At 61.9% G+C, this 21,006-nt stretch carries 19 protein-coding genes, 1 pseudogene and 1 riboswitch; of the genes and pseudogenes, 8 read left to right on the top strand and 12 right to left on the bottom strand.

The features are described 5' to 3' along the window. Positions 1 to 95 precede the first annotated feature (95 nt). Complete coding sequence (locus ACW8PS_RS02915; protein WP_491525764.1) at positions 96 to 509, bottom strand: DUF4864 domain-containing protein; 414 nt, start codon at positions 507 to 509, stop codon at positions 96 to 98. Between the two features lie 62 nt (positions 510 to 571). Next, a complete protein-coding gene (locus tag ACW8PS_RS02910; protein WP_491525763.1) occupies positions 572 to 2,152 on the bottom strand; it encodes a lysine--tRNA ligase in 1,581 nt (526 codons plus the stop codon). Positions 2,153 to 2,276: 124 nt separating this feature from the next. Between ACW8PS_RS02910 and ACW8PS_RS02905 the strand changes: the two genes are divergently transcribed. Continuing rightward, complete coding sequence (locus tag ACW8PS_RS02905) at positions 2,277 to 2,696, top strand: tellurite resistance TerB family protein (RefSeq protein WP_491525762.1); 420 nt, start codon at positions 2,277 to 2,279, stop codon at positions 2,694 to 2,696. Between the two features lie 282 nt (positions 2,697 to 2,978). On the opposite strand, the gene ACW8PS_RS02900 is transcribed toward ACW8PS_RS02905, so the two are convergent. From ACW8PS_RS02900 to ACW8PS_RS02890, 3 genes are all read right to left on the bottom strand, one after another. Further along, on the bottom strand, positions 2,979 to 4,052 hold the full coding sequence (locus ACW8PS_RS02900; RefSeq protein ID WP_491525780.1) for an agmatine deiminase family protein: 1,074 nt from the start codon (positions 4,050 to 4,052) through the stop codon (positions 2,979 to 2,981). Between the two features lie 39 nt (positions 4,053 to 4,091). After that, positions 4,092 to 5,573, bottom strand: a complete 1,482-nt coding sequence (dacB, locus tag ACW8PS_RS02895; protein ID WP_491525761.1) for a D-alanyl-D-alanine carboxypeptidase/D-alanyl-D-alanine endopeptidase — start codon at positions 5,571 to 5,573, stop codon at positions 4,092 to 4,094. Positions 5,574 to 5,644: 71 nt separating this feature from the next. Next, positions 5,645 to 6,247 (bottom strand): nicotinate-nucleotide adenylyltransferase, encoded by a 603-nt coding sequence (locus ACW8PS_RS02890; protein ID WP_491525760.1) that lies wholly within the window; start codon positions 6,245 to 6,247, stop codon positions 5,645 to 5,647. A 102-nt stretch (positions 6,248 to 6,349) separates the two neighbouring features. On the opposite strand from ACW8PS_RS02890, the gene nthA reads away from it, so the two are divergent. The 3 genes from nthA to ACW8PS_RS02875 are packed head-to-tail and all read left to right on the top strand — an operon-like array spanning position 6,350 to position 7,989. Continuing rightward, positions 6,350 to 6,988, top strand: a complete 639-nt coding sequence (gene nthA, locus ACW8PS_RS02885) for a nitrile hydratase subunit alpha (RefSeq protein ID WP_491525759.1) — start codon at positions 6,350 to 6,352, stop codon at positions 6,986 to 6,988. A 4-nt stretch (positions 6,989 to 6,992) separates the two neighbouring features. Further along, complete coding sequence (nthB, locus tag ACW8PS_RS02880) at positions 6,993 to 7,646, top strand: nitrile hydratase subunit beta (protein ID WP_491525758.1); 654 nt, start codon at positions 6,993 to 6,995, stop codon at positions 7,644 to 7,646. Continuing rightward, a complete protein-coding gene (locus ACW8PS_RS02875) occupies positions 7,633 to 7,989 on the top strand; it encodes a nitrile hydratase accessory protein (RefSeq protein ID WP_491525757.1) in 357 nt (118 codons plus the stop codon). The genes nthB and ACW8PS_RS02875 overlap by 14 nt, the downstream gene beginning before the upstream one ends. Positions 7,990 to 7,994: 5 nt before the next feature. On the opposite strand, the gene ACW8PS_RS02870 is transcribed toward ACW8PS_RS02875, so the two are convergent. Continuing rightward, positions 7,995 to 8,375 (bottom strand): DUF2541 family protein, encoded by a 381-nt coding sequence (locus tag ACW8PS_RS02870; protein WP_491525756.1) that lies wholly within the window; start codon positions 8,373 to 8,375, stop codon positions 7,995 to 7,997. Between the two features lie 360 nt (positions 8,376 to 8,735). Between ACW8PS_RS02870 and ettA the strand changes: the two genes are divergently transcribed. Together ettA and trxC are read left to right on the top strand one after the other, a co-directional pair. After that, the gene (gene ettA / locus ACW8PS_RS02865; protein WP_491525755.1) at positions 8,736 to 10,391 is read left to right on the top strand and encodes an energy-dependent translational throttle protein EttA; all 1,656 of its coding nucleotides are present in this window, start codon (positions 8,736 to 8,738) and stop codon (positions 10,389 to 10,391) included. A 268-nt stretch (positions 10,392 to 10,659) separates the two neighbouring features. Then, positions 10,660 to 11,100 (top strand): thioredoxin TrxC, encoded by a 441-nt coding sequence (gene trxC, locus ACW8PS_RS02860; protein ID WP_491525754.1) that lies wholly within the window; start codon positions 10,660 to 10,662, stop codon positions 11,098 to 11,100. Between the two features lie 407 nt (positions 11,101 to 11,507). Here the strand turns inward: trxC and ACW8PS_RS02855 are convergent, their stop codons facing one another. After that, positions 11,508 to 11,897: an acyl-CoA thioesterase gene (locus ACW8PS_RS02855; RefSeq protein ID WP_491525753.1), complete on the bottom strand. Its 390-nt coding sequence runs from the start codon at positions 11,895 to 11,897 to the stop codon at positions 11,508 to 11,510. A gap of 117 nt (positions 11,898 to 12,014) precedes the next feature. Here ACW8PS_RS02855 and ACW8PS_RS02850 point away from each other — a divergent pair, with 117 nt between their 5' ends. Next, positions 12,015 to 12,539: a DUF4329 domain-containing protein gene (locus ACW8PS_RS02850; RefSeq protein ID WP_491525752.1), complete on the top strand. Its 525-nt coding sequence runs from the start codon at positions 12,015 to 12,017 to the stop codon at positions 12,537 to 12,539. A 38-nt stretch (positions 12,540 to 12,577) separates the two neighbouring features. Here ACW8PS_RS02850 and gcvP read toward each other — a convergent pair. The 3 genes and pseudogenes from gcvP to gcvT all read right to left on the bottom strand — a co-directional run bounded on the left by gcvP (position 12,578) and on the right by gcvT (position 17,081). Then, positions 12,578 to 15,427 (bottom strand): annotated as a pseudogene (gene gcvP, locus ACW8PS_RS02845) (aminomethyl-transferring glycine dehydrogenase). Positions 15,428 to 15,594: 167 nt separating this feature from the next. Then, positions 15,595 to 15,954 carry a glycine cleavage system protein GcvH gene (gene gcvH, locus ACW8PS_RS02840; protein ID WP_491525751.1) on the bottom strand — a complete coding sequence of 120 codons (360 nt, stop codon included), beginning with the start codon at positions 15,952 to 15,954 and terminating at the stop codon, positions 15,595 to 15,597. A 26-nt stretch (positions 15,955 to 15,980) separates the two neighbouring features. Beyond that, positions 15,981 to 17,081 carry a glycine cleavage system aminomethyltransferase GcvT gene (gene gcvT / locus ACW8PS_RS02835; protein WP_491525750.1) on the bottom strand — a complete coding sequence of 367 codons (1,101 nt, stop codon included), beginning with the start codon at positions 17,079 to 17,081 and terminating at the stop codon, positions 15,981 to 15,983. 150 nt (positions 17,082 to 17,231) lie between these two features. Then, a riboswitch (glycine riboswitch) is annotated at positions 17,232 to 17,321 on the bottom strand. 73 nt (positions 17,322 to 17,394) lie between these two features. On the opposite strand from gcvT, the gene ACW8PS_RS02830 reads away from it, so the two are divergent. Then, positions 17,395 to 18,021 (top strand): gamma-glutamylcyclotransferase family protein, encoded by a 627-nt coding sequence (locus ACW8PS_RS02830; protein ID WP_491525749.1) that lies wholly within the window; start codon positions 17,395 to 17,397, stop codon positions 18,019 to 18,021. 3 nt (positions 18,022 to 18,024) lie between these two features. Here ACW8PS_RS02830 and ACW8PS_RS02825 read toward each other — a convergent pair whose 3' ends face one another. Continuing rightward, the gene (locus ACW8PS_RS02825; protein ID WP_491525748.1) at positions 18,025 to 19,416 is read right to left on the bottom strand and encodes an MATE family efflux transporter; all 1,392 of its coding nucleotides are present in this window, start codon (positions 19,414 to 19,416) and stop codon (positions 18,025 to 18,027) included. A gap of 123 nt (positions 19,417 to 19,539) precedes the next feature. Continuing rightward, a complete protein-coding gene (gene gltX / locus ACW8PS_RS02820) occupies positions 19,540 to 20,862 on the bottom strand; it encodes a glutamate--tRNA ligase (protein WP_491525747.1) in 1,323 nt (440 codons plus the stop codon). Positions 20,863 to 21,006: the final 144 nt, after the last annotated feature.

The raw sequence follows: 21,006 nt of genomic DNA, 5'->3' as shown, positions 1-21,006 counted from the left end.
GTTCAATATCCGGAAATAGCGCCGGCACCCGAAGGCCCGGTTATGACCAAGAAGTAGCGATGATGTCTTAAAATGCGGTTAACCCTGCACCGGCATCACACCCCCAAGGATGGTGCCCGCACAATTTCAACGGCGCTGATCCGCCAATTGCCGTCAACCTGCACCATCTCGTAATCCAGCAGATGCAGCCGACCTTCCGCATCAATCACCTGCACCCGCTGCACCGGGCGGCCATTGCGGCGGCCGATGCCGTGGAACGTCACCTCGCCGGGCTGCCACACCATCGGAAAGCCGCGCTCGACCATGGCCGCGAAATATTCGGGGGTCTGGAACAGGTCCTGAATGACCGGGCTGGCATAGCCCCAGGCGATGATCACATTGCCGGTGGAAAAGGCAGATAACTGGTTGCCGATAACGTCCTGTATGGCGCTTTCCGGCCCGCCATTATCCTGCGCCGACACCACCAAAGGGGCCAGCATCAAGGTCAAAACCAGGATCGCCCGGCGCATGTCATCCTCCCGCTTGCGTCCTTCCTGGCCGCAAATGTAGCGAATAACCGACGAAAATCAAATCACACCGCCAATTTCCCCGCCAGCGCGGCATCAATCAGATCCGCCGTTTCGCTGACCCCATAAAGCGCAATGAAGCCGCCGAACCGCGGCCCCTGAGAGGCCCCAAGACAGACCTCGTAGAGCGCCTTGAACCAACCCCGCAGCGGATCGAACCCGTGATCCTTGCCGACCGCAAAGACCAGCGTTTGCAGGGCTTCATCATCGACCGCACCCTCATAGCTGCGCAACCGCGCCGAAAGGTCGGCCATCGCCGTGGCCTCGTGATCATCGGCCAGACGGAACACTTTGTGGGGTTTGACGAAATCATTGTAATAACGGATCGCAAACCCCGCCGCCGCGTCCAGATCGGGATGTGTCTCTGGGGCCGCCTCGGGCGCATAACGCCGGATAAAGCCCCATAGCGCGTCCTTGTCCCTGGCATGGGCCACGCTGACCAGATTGAGCAGCATCGCAAAGCTGACCACCATGTTCGAGGCCGGAACATCGGCCCCGTGAATGTGGAAGACGGGGTTGTTCAGCCGTGCCTTGTCATCCTGCCCGGCATAGGCGCGCAATTGCTGGTGATATTCATCGACCGCCCTGGGGATCACATCAAAATGCATGCGCTTGGCCGTCTTGGGCTTGAGATACATGAAATAGGACAGCGATTCGGTCGAGGCATAGCTGAGCCATTCGTCAATCGAGATGCCATTGCCGGTGGATTTCGAAATTTTCTGGCCGCTTTCATCGAGAAACAATTCATAGATGAAATGCTCGGGCTTTCTCTGCCCCAGAATCTCGCAGATCCGATCATAGATCGGCGTGTTGGTGGAATGATCCTTGCCATACATCTCGAAATCGACGCCCAACGCCGCCCATCTTGCGCCGAAATCGGGTTTCCATTGCAGCTTTACCTGGCCGCCCGTCACTGGCAGCGTCCATTCGCGCCCATCCTCATCGTCAAAGGTGATGGTGCCCTCCCTGGCATTCACTTCCTTCATCGGCACATACAGCACCCGCCCGGTTTCAGGGTGGATCGGCAGGAAGATGGAATAGGTCTGGCGGCGCTCCTCGCGCAGGGATTTCAGCATCACCGCCATCACATCATCATAGCGTTCGGCAGCGCGCAGCAATACGGTATCGAACTTGCCGGATTTATAGAATTCCGTGGCCGAGATGAATTCATACTCAAACCCGAACGTGTCCAGAAACCGGCGCAGCATCGCGTTGTTATGATCCCCAAAGCTGTCATGCGTGCCAAACGGGTCCGGCACAGAAGTCAGCGGTTTTTGCAGATGTTCCGCCAGCGCGTCGCGGTTCGGCACATTGCCCGGTATCTTGCGCATCCCGTCCATATCATCGGAAAAACAGATCATCCGGGTCGGGATATCCGAGATCACCTCGAAGGCGCGCCGGATCATCGTGGTGCGCAGCACTTCGCCAAAGGTGCCGATATGGGGCAGACCCGAGGGGCCGTAGCCGGTTTCGAACAGCACATATCCTTTTTCCGGCGGGGCCTTTTCGTAACGTTTGAGCAGCCGGCGCGCCTCTTCAAAGGGCCAGGCTTTCGAACTCAGTGCAACGTCACGCAGATCAGACATGTCTCTTTCCATTTCGGGTCAGGGCGCGCGGCCCGGTGCCGCGTGTGGCCATGCCCCTATTGCCCTGTGGCTCCGGGGTCAATAAATACCGGGGCAAGCCCACATGAAAGGGAGCTTCACGCCCGTGTCCGAACAACCCTCCATCTCACCGCAGGATGCGCTGGTCGCCCTGATGATTGCCGTATCGGTCTCGGATGAGAATATCCGCACCTCCGAACTGATCACGATTGAACGCATCGTCAATCACCTGCCGGTCTTTGCCGATTACGATACCGACCGGCTCAGCATCGTCAGCCAGATCGTGTTCGACCTGTTCGAGGAGGAAGACGGCCTGGATGCGCTGTTCGGGCTGATCATCGATGCCCTGCCCGAACAGCTATACGAGACCGGCTATGCGCTGGCCTGCGATGTGGCCGCCGCCGATGGTCTGTTGCAACAGACCGAGCTGCAAATGCTGTTGGAGGTGCGCTATCAGTTCAATATCGACCGCCTGCATGCCGCCGCCATCGAACGCGGCGCACGCGCCCGGCATATGGTGGTATGAATTCACGCCTGCAGGGGCCCTGCAACAATTGATCTGGCCCAGTGTCTGAACTGCCCCTATTCTTGGGGCATGGCGTATGATTGCGACAGATCATATCGCAACGAGGCCAATGCGCTCGGCAAAGACACAGCTGCATTCGCGCGGTATTCCAAGGGCTTGCCAAGAAGAAGGTTGCGCGTTCTCGATATCGGCTGCGGATCGGGTCACCGGCTGAACAGACAGGCCCGGTTGTTACGATCTGCTGCTGCTGCGCATCTTCTGATCGCCGATGAGCGCGCCAATTCATCCCACTGGCATTTGTTGTGTGGCACAGTGAACCCCACCGCCCAATTCACCCAGAGGGTCCACATTCAACATCAGCACCTCGCGCCCCGGATAGTGCCGACGCAATGCCTCCGCCGCCTCGGCATCGGTTTCCCGGTCGCCAAACTCTGCTGCAATCACGGCACCGTTGCAGACATAGTAATTCGCATATGAGGCCACGAAGTCGATATCATCCACCCGCCGCCGCACAGGTTCAGGGATCACATCGACCTCCAGCCCGGCGGCCACCAATATATCATGCGTGTCGGCGGCAGCGGCGTGGAACGGGTCGTCGAAGTCAAATTCGATCGGCAAGTTGATCAGAACCCGCCCCGGCCCGGTGAACCGCGCCAAACTGTCGATATGGTAATCGGTGATATCCTCGCCCCAGACGCCATCCGACCAGATCATCCGCCCGGCACCATAGGCACCAAGCAATGCCGCTTCGATCTGATCGCGCGTTTGCCCCGGATTGCGGTTGTCATTCACCCAGGAGCTTTCATGCGCCATCAAGAGCCCGTGGCCATCTTGTTCAACCCCGCCGGCCTCACCCCGTAAATTGGTCGGCAACAAGGGCAGCCCCAAACGGTTCGCCACCCGTTCGGCAATCCGGGCATCGCGGGTATGAACCTGTTTTCCGCCCCATCCGTTGAACTGAATATGCCGCACGGCCAAGGCCCCGCTGGCATCGGTCACAAAAATCGGCCCGGCATCGCGGCACCACAGATCCTCTGTCGGGATATCCCAGATCTCGACGGCATCCGAAAGCATGCGCCGCGCACGCCTGTGGTCACTGGAATCAGCCAGCATCACCACGGGCTCAAAAGCCACGATCGCATTGGCGACATCGGCAATGGCCTGCTGCGTCATTTCAAGGAAAACCGGATCGGGATACACCTCGCGGCTGACTGGCCACTGCATGAAGGTTCGCTGGTGTGGCGACTCCTCCGCCAAAACGCGGAAACCGTCAGGGCCCTCGGCGCGCCCGCTGCCTGCCATCCAACCAGATGCTGCCATGGCCACCCCTCCTGCCAATATACTGCGTCGTTGCATGATACTGCGTCGTTGCATGTCCGCTCCCGATATTGAGGTTTACTGATACACGGCCGCCCACCGTTCAATCAACTGCTGCTGTAACCGTTTGGCGCTTCTGTTATAGTTGCGCGCGCCTTGCGGGCGCTGTTCCACCGCGGTGTCCAGGTCAGCCCGCCGGTCAAGGTCACCACAAAAAATCGCAAAGGCCAGATCGCGGCCGTTTGGCATGCGGGCAAAGCCTGCAAGGGTGGAAACGAAATAAAGCGTTCCGGTCTTGCCCACGACCCCGACCGGATGATCGGGCAGCAGATTGCCCTCCGCGTCGCGCATCGGGATGTCTCGCATCAATCGCCGCAGCCCGCCATTGGCCCCGGTTCCCACCAATGCGCGAACCATCTCGCGCGTTGTCATGCGGCTTTCATCGCCAAGCCCGGAATGGTCGACGAATGATTGGCGATTGCTGCCCCATCGCTGCCGCATCCAGTCGCTCATGGCCATGGCCGAATCCTGCAGGCTTGCAGGTGTCGCGCCGCTTGCCTGCGTCGCCATCAGCCCGACGATCTCGGCCGTCAGATTGGTTGACCAGCGCATCATGCCGCGCAGGATATCCTCCAGCGGCTCTGACACATGTTCGGCCAATACCAGCGTGTTTTGCGGGGCGGTTTCGGCCACCCCCGGGGCCTCCAGCACGATGCCGCGCGACCGCGCCAGCACCTGAAACACCTCGGCCGCATAAAGATGCGGCAGGCGCACCGGCAACCAGCGCCCGCCCTCGCGGCCAAGCGCGCTGCGGGCCACGGTCCAGGTTTCCTGCGTTGCGGTCTCGGAATATTGGTAGATCGGGGCATTGCCGTCGACGACCTGCATCCGCGTCATCGAGACCGGCGGACGCACCGATGGCGACCGCGCGTCCATGCTTACGGTATAGCCGTCGGGTCCGCGTTCCCATTCAAAAAAGACGCGGTTGAAATTCAGGCTCAGCGCCGAAATGGCCGGGTTGTATCCGGCTTGCAGCGGCTGATCGCGGTCAATCTCGTGAATAAAGGGCACAGCCCCCGTGGCCACCATGAACCGCCCCGTGACCTCACGCAGGCCAGCCTCCGCCAGGGCGCGGGTCAGGTCGTTCAGGCGATCGGTATCCAGCACCGGATCGGCCCCGCCGACCAGCCACAAATCGCCCTCCAGCCGGCCATTGGTCAGCCTGCCATCGGCCAGCACGCGGGTGCGGAACCGATAGCCGGGGCCAAGCCGGTCCAGCGCATAGGCCGTCGTCAAGGCTTTGGTGACCGATGCGGGCGGCAGCGCGCGCAACGGGTTTTCAGTTTCCAGCACGGTGCCGGAATTGGCGTCAGCCACGACAAATGAGACATGGCCACCCAAAGCCGCATCCGCGATCAGATCAGCCGCCGGAAGAACCGCATTCGGGGAATACCCATCGGGACGCAATTGCGGCACAAGCGAGGTTTCGGGCGGCGTGGCAAACCCGGCCTGGGCCAGGCCTGCGAACGCGCCGCTTAGAAATAACCTTCTGGAAACCATCTTTGAAATAAACCCTACGGACCCGCCGAGTAAACCTCAGCTCGGGGAATTGCTCAACCCTTTCACCGATCCTAGCCGGTCCAATCGCCCCGCGCGCGGATCTGACTGGACGAGACATCGACCATCGGCACATTCAGAAAACACCAGGCTGGCGCAGATCGGTATGCCAGCCCCTGTGCGGCGGATGCGGGCACTTTCCAGTCGCGGTAGATCTGCGCGGCCTTGCCACTACGCGCCGATATTCGCTGCCCCGGGCGCGCCAGAATGCCCATCGGAACATTCTGGGCAATCCACTGCCAACGCTGCCAGCGATGCAGTGACGCCAGGCTGTCGGCCCCCATCAGCCAGACAAACCGCACGCCGGGATAGGACGCAAACAGCCGCTCCAGCGTCTCGGCGGTAAAGCGGGTGCCAAACCGCGCCTCCAGATCGGTCACGGCAATCCGGGGGTGGGTGACCAGCGCCCGGGCCGCCGCCATCCGACGCTCCAGCGGCGCCGGGCCGGTTGTTTTCAGGGGGTTTCCGGGCGACACCAGCCACCAGACCCGATCCAGCCCGAACCGTTTCAGCGCCTCGCGGCTGACATGGACATGGCCCGCATGCGGCGGGTCGAACGACCCCCCGAACAGGCCCACGGTCATGCCGGGGCGGGCATATGGCATTCCTGCGCGCATCATGGTGCCCCTTGTCGCGGGCCAGGCCGCGCCTGTCCAGTGGCGGCGCACTTGACACCGGCACCACGCCCGGTTCTGTTTCGGTGGAGGAAAGGCACCCCCATGACCAGTTTCGACAGCAAGAAAGCGGCCGAGATCCACCGCCATCTGCACAGCCATCTGCCGCCTGATCCCGCGCTGCGCGTCAAGGCGCTGGAAAGCCTGGCGGTGGAACGCGGCCTGATTGCGCCCGAAACAATCGACGCCTGGGTCGAGGCCTATTCAGACCATATCGGCCCGATGCGCGGGGCCAGGGTCATCGCGCGCGCCTGGACGGATCCCGATTTCAGGGCACGGCTGCTGGACAACGCCACCGATGCGATCTCCGAATTTGGCTTTGAGGGCAACGCCACCGGCCATCTGCACGCGGTCGAGAACACCGCGACACAGCACAATATGGTCGTCTGCACGCTGTGCTCCTGCTATCCGTTCTCGATCCTCGGGATGTCGCCTGCCTGGTATAAATCCGCCGCCTATCGGTCGCGCGCGGTGCGCGAACCGCGTGCCGTTCTGGCCGAATTTGGCGTCGACCTGCCAGATAGTGTCGCCGTCCGGGTCTGGGATTCAACCGCCGAGCTGCGCTACATCGTGATCCCTGAACGCCCGCAAGGCACCAAAGGCTGGGACGCCGACCGCCTGGCCGCCACCGTCACCCGAAATTCCATGATCGGCACCGACCGCGTGCTGCGGGCAGAGGGCTGACCCATTGGATGGCATTCACGATCTTGGCGGCAAACAGGGCTACGGGCCGGTTCCGGTTGAAACCGGCGATGCGCCCTTCGCCCATGATTGGGAACGCCGCATGTGGGGGCTGGCCCGTGCCGGGCTGGTGCCCTCGATCACCATCGACTGGTTCCGCCACGGGCTGGAGATGATGGTGCCCGGCGATTACCTCACCTATGCCTATTTCCAGAAATGGGCGACGAATTACCTGATGATCTTTGCCGATGACGGGATCGCCACGCTGGACGAAATCGCGGCAGGCCATGTCGCGCAAACCGCGCCGCCTGCCGCGCCCAAGACGGTGGCGCAGGTGCTCGAACAGGTCCGGGCCGGATGCACCGATTTTTCCACCCCTGCCGACGCGGGAGCACAATTTGCCATCGGCAGCACCGTCCAGACCCGAAAACACGGCACCGCCCCGCATACCCGCCTGCCCGCCTATGCCCGCAACCGTTGCGGCACCATCATCGCGCATCATGGCTGTCACCTGCTGCCGGATGAAGGCGCGCGGGGCCGCCATGTCGGTGCGCATCTCTATACTGTCAGCTTCTCGGCGCAGGAACTGTGGGGCAGCGATGCCCACCCCGCCGATACCGTGACGCTGGAATTGTGGGAGAGTTATCTTGTTCCAGCCTGACGACCCGCTGCAGCCGCCAGAACCCGGTTTTGACCAAGCCTGGCAGGCGCAGGTTCTGGCCATGGCAGACATCTTTGTGCACGCAGGCCGGTTCAGCGCCGGCGATTGGGCCGAAACCCTGGGGGCACGCCTGCGCGCGGCAGAGGCCGCGGGCAAACCGGATACCACCGAAACCTATTTCACCGCCGCATTGGAGGCGTTGGAAGCCCTGACCACCAAGGCCACCGACCTGACGCCCGACCACCTGAAAACCCGGAAAACCGAATGGGCGCGCGCCTATCAACGCACGCCCCATGGCCAGCCTGTCCTGTTGGAATCCGGATTGATTTCGGCAGACGGCTAGGCCGCTTACCGGCCCCGCGCGATGACGATCGCTTGTGGGCCTGCATTGATCAGCGTGTCATAGCGCAAAACAATCTGGTCGATATTGCGGACCGGGCCACGCAGATCCAACCAGTTGGTGCAGCCGCCGGGGCCGATCAGCGCCCGCACCGGCAGATCCTGACTGCCGCCATTGGCAAAGCGCACATCGACATCGGTAAAATGCACGGCGCGGTTGGCGACGCAGAACTGCACCGACCGGAACAGGTCGTTGCCGGGCACGTTGATCACGTCGGTCTCGGTATTGTCGGCGACGATACGGGCACCGAGGAATGTCTGGGCCGAGGCCGGAACCACGGCCAGAGCGGTGAAAGCAACAGTGGCGAAAGCAAAGATGGAACGTTTCATAATCGTGTTTCCTTAAGTATTTTAAAAACATGCCTGAGCAACAGGCACCAACACGAGGTAACACGCGGCAGCGGCCTCTTTCCGTCGCGAGATTTTCAACCTTTCTCATGAACCCCATGGACAGCTCCGCAAGTATCTGAACAGCAATACTATTTTTTGGTATTTTCCCGACTGCCTCCTGTTCATTCCGAGCGCCCGAGGGCATCGCCCCCGGGGTCAGGACCGATCTGTTCAAGCTCCGTTCTGGTGTCGCCAAGGCATTGCTGCACCTGGGCCGCCACACCGCCGCCGCCCAATTGCCCCGGCCCGGCATCCCGGCTATCAAGGCCCGAAATTCGGCTTGCCCAGAGGATACGCGCAATGGCTGCTTACCAATATGTCTACCACATGGATGGCGTCTCAAAGACCTATCCAGGTGGCAAGAAATGCTTTGAAAATATCCGCCTTTCCTTCCTGCCCGGCGTGAAGATCGGCGTCGTCGGCGTGAACGGTTCGGGCAAATCGACACTGATGAAGATCATGGCCGGTCTGGACAAGGATTTCACCGGCGAAGCCTGGGCCGCCAAGGGGGCCAAGGTCGGCTATCTGCCGCAGGAGCCGAACCTCGACGCGACGCTGAACGTCCGGGACAACGTCATGCTCGGGGTGGCCGAAAAGCAGGCCAAGCTGGACCGGTTCAACGAACTGGCGATGAATTACAGCGATGAGACCGCCGATGAAATGGCGCAATTGCAGGACCAGATCGACGCCGAAAACCTGTGGGATCTCGACAGTCAGATCGACGTGGCGCTGGAGGCACTTCGTTGCCCGCCCGATGATGCGATGCCGGAAAGCCTCTCAGGTGGCGAAGCCCGCCGCGTTGCGCTGTGCAAACTGTTGTTGGAGGCACCCGACATGCTGCTGCTCGACGAACCCACCAACCACCTGGATGCCGAAACCATCGCCTGGCTGCAACAGCACCTGATGGATTACAAGGGCACGATCCTGATTGTCACCCATGATCGGTATTTCCTTGATGACATCACCAGCTGGATCCTCGAACTGGACCGCGGCCGCGGCATCCCCTACGAGGGCAACTACTCGGCCTGGCTGGAGCAGAAGGCCAAACGCCTGTCGCAGGAGGCGCGCGAGGATAAATCCAAGCAGAAAACGCTGGAGCGCGAGCTGGAATGGATGCGGCAGGGGGCAAAGGCCCGGCAGGCCAAATCCAAGGCCCGGATCAATGCCTATAATGATCTGGCCGCGCAATCGGAACGCGAAAAACTGTCCCGCGCCCAGATCGTCATCCCCAACGGCCCGCGCCTTGGTGGCAAGGTGATCGAGGTTGAAAACCTAGCCAAACATTACGGCGACAAGCAACTGATCGAAGGCCTGAGTTTCGCACTGCCGCCCGGTGGCATTGTCGGCGTGATCGGCCCCAACGGGGCCGGCAAATCGACCCTGTTCCGGATGCTGACCGGACAGGAACAGCCCGATAGCGGTTCCATCGAATATGGCGATACGGTCGATTTGAGCTATGTCGACCAGTCCCGCGATGCCCTGGACGCCAATGCCACGGTCTGGGAGGAAATCTCGGGCGGGGCCGAGATCATCGAGCTGGGCGACGCCACCGTCAATTCCCGCGCCTATTGTTCCTCGTTCAACTTCAAGGGCGGCGATCAGCAAAAGAAGGTCGGGCAATTGTCAGGCGGCGAACGCAACCGGGTCCATATGGCGAAGCTGCTGAAAGAGGGCGGCAATGTGCTGCTGCTGGATGAGCCGACCAATGATCTGGATGTGGAAACCCTGCGCGCATTGGAAGACGCCCTGGTCGATTTCGCCGGCTGCGCCGTGGTTATTTCGCACGACCGCTTCTTCCTCGACCGCATCTGCACCCATATCCTGGCCTTTGAGGGTGAGGCGAAGGTGGAATGGTTCGAGGGCAACTTTGAGGATTACGAGGAAGACAAGAAACGCCGCTTGGGGGCCGATGCGCTGGAACCAAAACGGCTGAAGCATAAGAAGTTTGTCCGCTAAACCCATGAGGCGGGCGGGTGCCTGCCCGTGGGGTGGCGCTGCAAACGTCTGTTCGGAGCGCTTTATCTCACCGCCTATATCCGCCCTCTGATCGCAGCGCTTACCTCACCAAAGCGCCAGCCCGCCGGAACGGCCTCTCACATATCGCTTGCGATGTGTTGCCGACAGGCGCGCTCCCCGCTTGATTCCGGGCGCAACAACACCCCCCTTGCACACCCCATGCCGTTCCCCCATCTATTGACGCAGTCAACCACTCAGGAACGCTCCCATGCCCCTCACCCTCACTTGCCTGGACTGCGCCGCCCTCAACCGGATACCAACCGACAAGCTCTCGGCCGGGCCGAAATGCGGCGTCTGCGGGGCCAAGCTGACCGACGGCAAGGTGCGCGCGCTGGACCCGAAGACCCTCGCCAAGGCGATCAAATCCGACCAGGTGCCGCTTCTGGTGGATTTCTGGGCCCCCTGGTGCGGCCCCTGCAAGATGATGGCGCCGCAGTTTCAACAGGCCGCCATGTCGCTCAGCCCCAAGGCGCGCTTTGCCAAGATCGACACGCAGGATTACCCCGCGGTCAGTCAGAAATTCGGCATCCGCGGCATCCCGCTCCTGATCCTGTTCCACAAGGGCCGCGAGGTTGCCCGCCTGTCCGGCGCACGCCCCAAGGCCGAGATCGAGGCCTTTGTGGTTCAGCACAGCCCGAAATCCGCCTGACCTGCCGATCTTCCGTTAGCAAAACCATCCGCGCAACGCCGCGCTCGGGCACCTCACCGGCTCTCACATAAGCGCCAAATGGCTGAAACATCGCGCGCATCGATGCGCGGGTGCCCTATATTGATGCTACCCGAAGCAGAAAGAATTGAACCCGCAAGCCGGGCCGCACGACCCATAGATGTAACCGCCCACAAGGCCATGAAAGGACAGACGATGCGCCCCGAACCCGCCAGCTTCCGCCCAGGCCCCTCTCCGCGCCGCGGCAGTGCCGAGGCACCCGTCCGTCAGCCCCAGGCCCCGGTGCGCTTTACCGATTGGGCGATGATCTGACCCTCCCGTCGCCGCTGCCCGAAGAACAGGACACGCCCCGCCCGGGCATGTCCTGTTTTTCATTGGGCGGGATGCGTTTAACCGAGGTCAGGCACCGGGCGCGGCTTGCCGTTTTCATCTATCGCCACAAAGGTGAAAATCGCCTCTGTCACCTTCTCGCGCGCACCGATGACACCCCGGTTCACCCAGGCCTCGACATCGATCGCCATGGATGTGCGCCCGACCCGTTTGAGCGCCGTATAGACGCAGAGCACGTCGCCCACACCGACCGGCCGGATGAATTTCATTGCATCCACCGCAATCGTGGCCGACCGCCCGCGCGAGCGTTCCCGCGACAGGATGCCGGCGGCGATATCCATCTGGCTCAGCACCCAGCCGCCGAAAATGTCGCCGTTTACATTGACATCGGAGGGCATTGCGATGGTGCGCAGGGTCAAGGCACCCTGGGGGCCGGGATCTTCACACATTTTGCATCCTTTGCGTATTTCACCGACCATGACGCCCGCCCGGGCGGAAGACAAGACTGGCCTCATGCCCGAAACCACCCTATCTTTTGGGCAGATTGAAGAATTTGGAGACCCTATATGCGCTTGGTTCTTGCCGTCTGCATGGCATTTTTCATCCCATCCGCCGCAACCGCACAATCGGAGCCGGAGGCGGCGCTGGTTCAGGCCATGTTTCGCGTCATGAACGCGCAATCCATCGCCTATGACCGAGAGGTTTGTGGCCATATCCTGCGCAACCCGGCAGGGCGGCTCGAGGTCAGCAAGGCCAGTTGGGGCGGCCCGGATTCCTGCGGCATGATGCCAACACCTTCAGGTTATGAAGTGGTGTCATCCTGGCACACCCATGCGGCCTGGGCGCAGGGCTATGATAACGAAGTGCCATCACTGATCGACGTTGAGGGCGACATGTCCCGGGGCATCGATGGCTGGCTGGCCACACCGGGCGGGCGGCTTTGGTATATCAACGGGCAAACCGGCGAGATCCACCAGTATTGCGGCGCGGATTGCCTGCCGTCTGATCCCAATTCCCAAATGGACGCGCGCGGACAGGTGAACAAGCAATACACCCTGTCGGAATTGCGCGCGCGCTTCGCGGGGCGGTGAAGCCGGGGGGCTGGCAATAACCAGCCCCCCGGCCCAGATTATTCGGCCGCGTCCAGATACTCCTCCAGCGGCGGGCAGGTGCAGACCAGATGCCGGTCGCCATAGGCATTGTCGACGCGGCCCACCGGCGGCCAGTATTTGTCGACCCGGAACGAGGCCGGCGGGAAACATCCCTGTTCGCGGCTATAGGGCCGGTCCCAATCGCCGATCAACGCCGACACGGTATGCGGCGCATGTTTCAGCGGGTTGTTCTCGGCATCCATCTCACCGCTTTCGATCGCGCCTATTTCCGCGCGGATGGCCAACATCGCGGTGATGAAGCGGTCAAGCTCGGCCTTGGTCTCGGATTCGGTGGGTTCCACCATCAACGTGCCCGCCACCGGCCAGCTCATTGTCGGTGCGTGGAACCCGTTGTCGATCAGCCGTTTGGCGATGTCGTCGACGGTCACATTGGCGCTGTCCTCAAAGGGCCGTGTATCGAGAATGCATTCATGCGCGATACGGCCCTGCCTGCCCTTGAAATGGACGTCATAGGCCCCTTCCAGCCGCTTGGCGATATAGTTGGCATTCAGGATCGCCACCTTGGTCGCCTGCGTCAGCCCCTCGCCGCCCATCAGCAGGATATAGGCCCAGGAGATTGGCAGGATCGAGGCCGACCCCAGAGGCGCACCGCTGACCGGGCCCTCGGTGCCGCCGGTTTCGGGATGCCCCGGCAGATGCGGTTCAAGATGCGCCTTCACACCGATCGGGCCCATGCCGGGGCCGCCGCCGCCATGCGGGATGCAGAATGTCTTGTGCAGGTTCAGGTGGCTGACATCGCCGCCGATATCGCCGGGGCGCACCAGCCCCACCATGGCGTTCATGTTGGCCCCGTCGATATAGACCTGACCGCCAAGATCATGCGTGATCCGGCAAATGTCGCTCACGGTTTCCTAGAACACGCCATGGGTCGAGGGGTAGGTGATCATGCAGGCCGCCAGATTTTCGCCCGCCGCTTCGGCCTTGGCGCGGAAATCCTCCACGTCGATATCGCCGTTTTCCGCCGATTTCACCACCACGACCTTCAGCCCCACCATCTGCGCCGAAGCCGGGTTGGTGCCATGCGCCGACACCGGAATGAGGCAGATATTGCGGTGCCCTTCGCCATTGGACCGGTGATAGGCCTGAATGGCCAGCAGCCCGGCATATTCGCCCTGAGCCCCGGAATTGGGTTGCAGGCTCATCGCGTCATAGCCGGTGATTTCACACAGTTTCTTGCTCAGATCGGTCGCCATATCGGCAAAGCCCTGGGTCTGTTCCGCAGGGGCAAAAGGGTGCATATTGGCAAATTCCGGCCAGGTGATCGGCATCATCTCGGCGGCGGCATTCAGCTTCATGGTGCAGGAACCCAGCGGGATCATGGCCCGGTCAAGTGCCAGATCACGATCCGCCAGACGCCGCATATAGCGCATCATCTCGGTTTCGGCCCGGTTCAGGTGAAAGATCGGGTGGGTCAGATAGTCGCTTTCGCGCAACAACCCGTCCGGCACCTGAAAATCCACCCGCTCATCATCGGGACCGTCGGCAATGCCAAAGGCGCGCAACAACCGGTTCAGCGTGTCGGCCCGTGTGGTTTCATCCAGGCTGAGACCCACCTTGGTCCTGCCCACCTTGCGCAGGTTTATCCGTTCGGACCGCGCGGCCTTCAGCACGATCCCCTGAAGCGCGCCGACATCGACGGTCAGCGTGTCGAAATAATGCTCCGGCTCAACGCGGAACCCCGCCGCTTGCAGCTTGCGCGCGACGCGGGCGGTCTTGAAATGCATGCGTTGCGCGATGGCCTTCAGCCCTTCGGGGCCATGGAACACCGCATAAAAGGACGCCATATTGGCCAGCAGCGCCTGCGCGGTGCACACGTTCGATGTGGCCTTTTCGCGCCGGATATGCTGTTCGCGGGTCTGCAGCGACAGCCGGTAGGCTTTGCCACCCTGGGCATCCACCGACACGCCGACAATGCGGCCCGGCATGTTGCGCTTATAGGCATCACGACAGGCCATATAGGCCGCAGCCGGGCCGCCAAAGCCCATCGGAACGCCAAAGCGTTGCGTCGACCCCACGGCGATATCGGCCCCCATCGCGCCGGGCTCTTTCAGCACGGTCAGCGCCAGAGGATCCGCGATCATGATGGCAATGGCCTTGGTAGCGTGCAGCTTTTCGATCAGATCGGTGAAATCACGCAGATGGCCATAGGTGCCGGGATATTGGAAAATCGCGCCGAACACCGTCGTTGCGTCCAGATCATCGGGGTTGCCGACAATCACCTCGATACCCAACGGGGCCGCCCGCGTCCGCATCACGGCGATGTTCTGCGGGTGACAATTCTCATCGACAAAGAACCCCTTTGCCTTCGATTTCGAGACCCGCTCGGCCATGGTCATGGCTTCCGCCGCTGCCGTCGCCTCATCCAGCAGCGACGCATTGGCGATGTCCAGACCGGTCAGATCGGTCACCATGGTCTGAAAATTCAGCAGCGCTTCCAGCCGTCCCTGGCTGATCTCGGGCTGATAGGGCGTGTAGGCGGTATACCAGGCCGGGTTTTCAAGGATGTTGCGCTGAATGGCCGGCGGGCAGACGGTGCCATAGAACCCCTGACCGATCATCGTGGTGAAGGGAATGTTCTTTTTGGCGACCTGACGCATATACCACAGCAATTCCCGCTCTGACATCGCATCGCCGGTATCCAGCGGCGCGGCCTGGCGCAGATCGGCAGGCACGGTCTGTTCGATCAGCTCATCTAGGCTTTCCACCCCCAGAACCGCCAGCATTTCCTCCATCTCGGATGGCGACGGGCCGATATGGCGGCGGTTGGCAAAATCATGGGGCTCATAGTCGGTGGGGGTGAAGGGCATGGCATGCTCCGCTCGGTCAGAATTGATTGCGTGGCGTGGCACCTTGTCCAGGTTGCCACGCGGGGTATCGTGTGATGCGCCGGTCTGACGGGCCATCCCCCGGTGCCGCAAGGGCCGGTTTTTACGCCGGTCAGAAACAGCGACAGATCGGTCGGCAGGGTGAACCGCTAGCCGATCATCTGCTTATAGGCGGCCTCGTCCATATATTCATCCATCTGCGCGATATCCGTGGGGCGCATCTTGAAGAACCAGGCATCATCCATCGCATGTTCATTGACCATGCCCGGATTATCGACAAGCGCGTCATTGACCTCGACGATCTCACCATCCAGCGGGGCCATGACATCAGACGCGGCCTTGACCGATTCAATGACCACGATGTCATCATCCTTGACCACGACATCGCCGGCCTCGGGCAGTTCGATAAACACCACATCGCCCAGTTGGGTGGCGGCATGATCGGTGATGCCAACCACGACCAGATCGCCCTCGACGCGCAGCCATTCATGTTCTTCGGTGAATTTCATTTTCAGGTCTCCCAATTTGGTGATGTTCAGCGTTTGTAATCAGGTTTGTGGAACGGCAGGTCGGCCTGTGCAACCCGCAGCCGTTTGCCGCGCAGTTCGCCATACAGGGCCGCATCGGCCGGAACGGAATTATCGATCAACCCCATCGCAATGGGCGCGCCGACCGAGGGGCCAAAACCGCCAGAGGTCACCATGCCAATCTGGCTGCCGCCCTCTGCGCTGGCAAACAAGGCCACGCCCGCACGCATCGGCGCCCGCCCTTCGGGGCGCAGGCCGACGCGGCGACGCGGCGCGCCATCGGTCATCTCGGACAGGATCCTTGCCGCCCCCGGAAAGCCGCCTTCCCGGGCACCACCGACGCGGCGCACCTTGTTGATGGCCCAGGCCATGCTGGCCTCGATCGGGGAAATATCCACGTCCAGATCCTGACCGTAAAGCGGCATCCCGGCCTCAAGCCGCAGGCTGTCGCGGGCCCCAAGCCCGATGGGTGCCACCTCGTCCATCTCCAGCAGGGCGCGCGCGAAACCATCGGCGACAGCGGCGGGCAGCGATATTTCAAAGCCGTCTTCCCCGGTATAGCCCGACCGGCTGATCCACAGCTCTGCGCCGCCCCAGCCGATCTGCATCACATCCATGAATTTCATCGCCGCCACATCCGGCACCAGGCGCGCCAGCGCGGTTTCGGCCAATGGCCCCTGCAAGGCCAGCAATGCGCGGTCGGTCACTTCCGTGACGCCGTCAATATGACCCGCCAAATGCGCGATATCATGTTCCTTGCGCGCGGCATTGACGACCAGAAACAGATCCTCCGCGCGCCGCGCAATCATCAGATCATCCAGCACACCGCCATTTTCAGCCGTGAACAGCCCATAGCGCTGCCGCCCCGGTTTCAGCCCCTGCACATCGACCGGCACCAGCCCTTCCAGCGCCACATCGGCACCCAGCGGCAACAGCACCTGGCCCATATGGCTGACATCGAACAGCCCGGCCTTTTCGCGCGTATGCAGATGTTCGGCCATGACCCCGGCCGGATATTGCACCGCCATCTCATAGCCCGCGAATGGCACGAATTTACCGCCCAGTTCGACGTGCAGATTGTGTAAGGGCAATTGTTTCAGGTCGCTCATACGTCCCCCCGATCATGGTTCACCGGGGTGTCGTCCCGGCATCGATTTCCTGCGCGAAACCGCGCGCATCCCGATGCCCCCTCTGTCCTTCAGCCTGAGATCGTTATCCCTTCGGCGGGTGCATGTGGCACCACTCTCCAGAGTATCGTCAATGTCCATCAGGTCCTGATGCCTGAGAGTTTACCGGGGCGGTTGCTCCTTCGGCACCGGCGCAAGCGCCGATTCTCCCTGAGTGAACGAGGCGCAAGATAGCAGCCTTTCTGGGTTCGGCAAGGGCTTGCATCAGGCGCAATGCGCGGGCATTTCAGAGCCCATGAAAGACCCGTTCTTTTTCGGATATGGCAGCCTGGTCAACCGCGCCACGCATGACTTTCCGCATATGGCGCGCGCCACTGTGCGCGGTTGGGCGCGGATGTGGAAAAAGACCAGCCTGCGCAAAGTGGCCTTCCTGACGGCCATTGAGGCCCATGGCGAAGAAATCGACGGGTTGATCGCGGCGGTTCCGGGGGCCGATTGGGCCGCGCTCGATGAACGCGAATGGGCCTATCAGCGCATCGCAGTGGCAGAGATCCGCCATGATCACCCGCCGCTGTCCGACATTCAGATCTACCGCACACGGGCCGAACATGACGCCGACCCAAGCGGCGATCACCCGATCCTGCTCAGCTATGTCGATGTCGTGGTGCAGGGCTATCTGCGGGAATTCGGGCCCGCCGGGGCCGACCGGTTTTTCGCCACCACACATGGCTGGAATGTCGCTGTTCTGGACGATCGTGCCACACCGATCTATCCGCGCCACCAAAGCCTGACGGTCGAGGAGATGGGCTTTGTCGACCGAGCCCTTGCGGGCCGGGCGCGGGTCTTCACAGACGCCGCATTGGTTGAGGATATCCGCACCAACCGCCCGGCAGCGGAACCCGCCTCGGAACGGCCCGCCTGACCCTCAGCGCCGGAAATTGAAAAGCTGCAACATCCGGGCCTGCCGCTGGAAGGGCTGCGGCGGGCCGCCGGGCAGATCGGCGCGCGCCATCAGGCGCAACGCCAGCACCGCTGACAAAAGCCCGAAGATCACCCCGCCCACCGCCTGCCCGATCAACACACCCGCCGCCCCGAACCACCATGAAAAGACGATGACAAACGGAATGGTGCCAAGCGTGTGCCGCCCCCAGTTCATCCAGGTCGACGTGAATGGATGCCCCAGATTGTTGAAACTGGCATTCGACACGAACAGCATCCCGTTGAAAAACCACGCCAGCGCCAGCGGGCCGCAGAAAAGGTAGATCAGATCGCGCGCAATGCCCTCGGCCTGAAACAAGGCCGCAATCGGCCCGCGCAGCGCGAACAACACCAGTGAGATCAGCACAACCACACCGGCGGTAAAGATCAGCCCGTCGCGGAAAGCGCCCCGCACGCGGGCCATGTTCCCGGCCCCGAAATTTTGCCCGATGATTGGCCCGATCGCGCCTGACAACGCAAAGATCACGCCAAAGGCCACCGGGATCAGACGGCCGACAATTGCCATGCCCGCCACCGCTTCCTCGCCATATGCGGCCATGGACCGGGTCACATAGGCCTGCCCGATGGGCGTGGCCAACTGTGTCAGAATCGCAGGCAGGGCCAGCCCGATAATGGCCGGAAAATCGGCCCGTAACTGCAAAGGCGTCGGGCGCGTCAGCCCGCCATAATGTCGAATAATCGGGATCAGCGCCGCAACGCCAATGGAAATCCGTGCCGCGACCGAGGCCAGCGCCGCGCCGGTCAGTTCCAGATCCAGCCCGAAAATCAGAATGGGGTCCAGCACGGCGTTCACGATCCCGCCGGTGATCGTCACCATCATCGCGCGCCGTGCCGCCCCATGGGCGCGCAGAATGGCGCTGCCGACCATGCCGACCAGCAAGATGGGCAGGCTCGGGACAATGATGCGCAGATAGCCAACCGCCAGGTCCAGCGTCTCGCCACTTGCCCCCATCAGCCGCGCCAATGGCTCCAGCGACAACCAGACCGCCAGCGCAAACAGCGACCCGAAAATGACGCCGTAAAGCAGCGAGGTCGTGGCCCGGCGTTGCGCCAGGGCCCGATCGCCTTCGCCCAGGGCCCGCGCCACCAAAGCGCCCGCCGCAATCGACATGCCAATGCCAAAAGATGAGGTGAAAAACAGGATCGCGCCGGCATATCCCACCGCCGCCGCCAGTTCCGCCTTGCCCAGCATCGAGATGAAGATCATGTCGACGAAATCGACCAGAAATATCGCCATCAGCCCAAGCGAGGCAGTCAGCGACATCGTTGTGATATGCCCAATGAGGCTACCTTGCAGAAACTTTGCCTGTTGGTTCATCCACTTTGCGTATCAGAACACTTCTGCTCTGTCTTGGGCGTTCATGTGCGATTGGGCACAGAAGGATTCCGATTGCACAGCGACCGCAGAATGCAAGCAAAGACCCGCCAAGACTCCGGCTGGTCAGAGCACCGGCTTTTTCTGCAAAAGCTGCATCACATCTGACATTTCCGGCCCGCGTTCCAGCCCTGTCACCGCCTTGCGCAGCGGCATGAACAGGCCCCTGCCCTTGCGGCCGGTCGCCTCTTTCACGGCGTCGGTCCAGTCTTTCCAGGTGGTTTCGCCATAGGGCGGCTCGGGCAGCAGGGCAAAGGCCTGCGCCACAAACTCCCGATCCTCATCGGCCACCAGCGGCGTGGCCCCATCGCGGAACAGCTCCCACCAGCCCGCAATGTCGTGGCGCGTGGTGATATTGGCGCGGGCAACGGTCCAGAATGTCGGGGCCAGATCCTCCGGCACGCCGATATCGGCCAATTGATCGGCCACCGCCTCCAGCGGCAAGCCATGCAGATAGCGCGCGGTGATCGGATAAAGATCCTGCTTGTCGAATTTGGTCGGCGCGGCCCCGAAATGGGTCAGGTCGAACCCATCGGCCAATTCATCCATCGTCGAACAAAGCGCGATCGGCTGCGACGATCCCAGCCGCGCCATATGCGACAGCAGCGCCATCGGCTCAACCCCGGCCTCGCGCAGATCGCGCAGCGCCAAGGTGCCAAGCCGTTTTGACAGCGCTTCGCCCTGCGGGCCGGTCAGCAGCGAATGATGCGCGAATTTCGGCGCGCTGTGGCCCAACGCCTCCATGATCTGGATCTGGGTTGCGGTATTGGTCACGTGATCTGACCCGCGCACCACATGCGTGACGCCCATATCGGTATCATCGACCACCGAGGCGATGGTATAAAGCACCTGCCCATCCTGACGGATCAGCACCGGGTCCGACACGCTGGCCGCATCAATCGACAGATCCCCCAGAATGCCATCACGCCATTCGATCCGCTCCTGTTTCAGCAAGAACCGCCAGACGCCCTGGCCGCGCTCGGCACGCAAACGGTCCTTCTCGGCCTCGCTCAGCTTCAGCGCGGCCCGGTCATAGACCGGCGGCAGATGCATATTCAGTTGTTTCTTGCGTTTGAGGTCCAGTTCCACCGGGGTCTCGAATGCCTCATAGAGGCGGCCATTTTCGCGCAGGGTATCGGCGGCGGCGGCGTAGCGGTCCAATCGGTCCGATTGCCGCTCGATCCGGTCCCAGCCCAGCCCCAGCCATTCCAGATCGCGCTGGATCGCATCGGCAAATTCCGGCGTTGACCGCTCCGGGTCGGTATCATCCAGCCGCAGGATGAACCTGCCGCCAGCTTTCCTTGAGATCAGATAGTTGAACAGCGCCGTGCGCAGGTTTCCGACATGCAGATACCCGGTGGGCGAAGGGGCAAAGCGGGTCACGGTCATGGGGTCTGGCCCTCCTCATCAATCAGCCCGATCCTGTTTCACAGACGGCAGGGTTTGTCCAGTTGGGCCGCGGGCTCACATCAATTTGAGCGACAAGTTGGGCCAGGCCCGGTAGGCTGGCCGGCAAAGCAGAGGAAGCCTTGC

It is taken from the genome of Alterinioella sp. (assembly GCF_058343375.1).
Note: the sequence above shows the minus strand (reverse complement) of the source record. Positions and strands in the feature narration are given on the sequence as shown.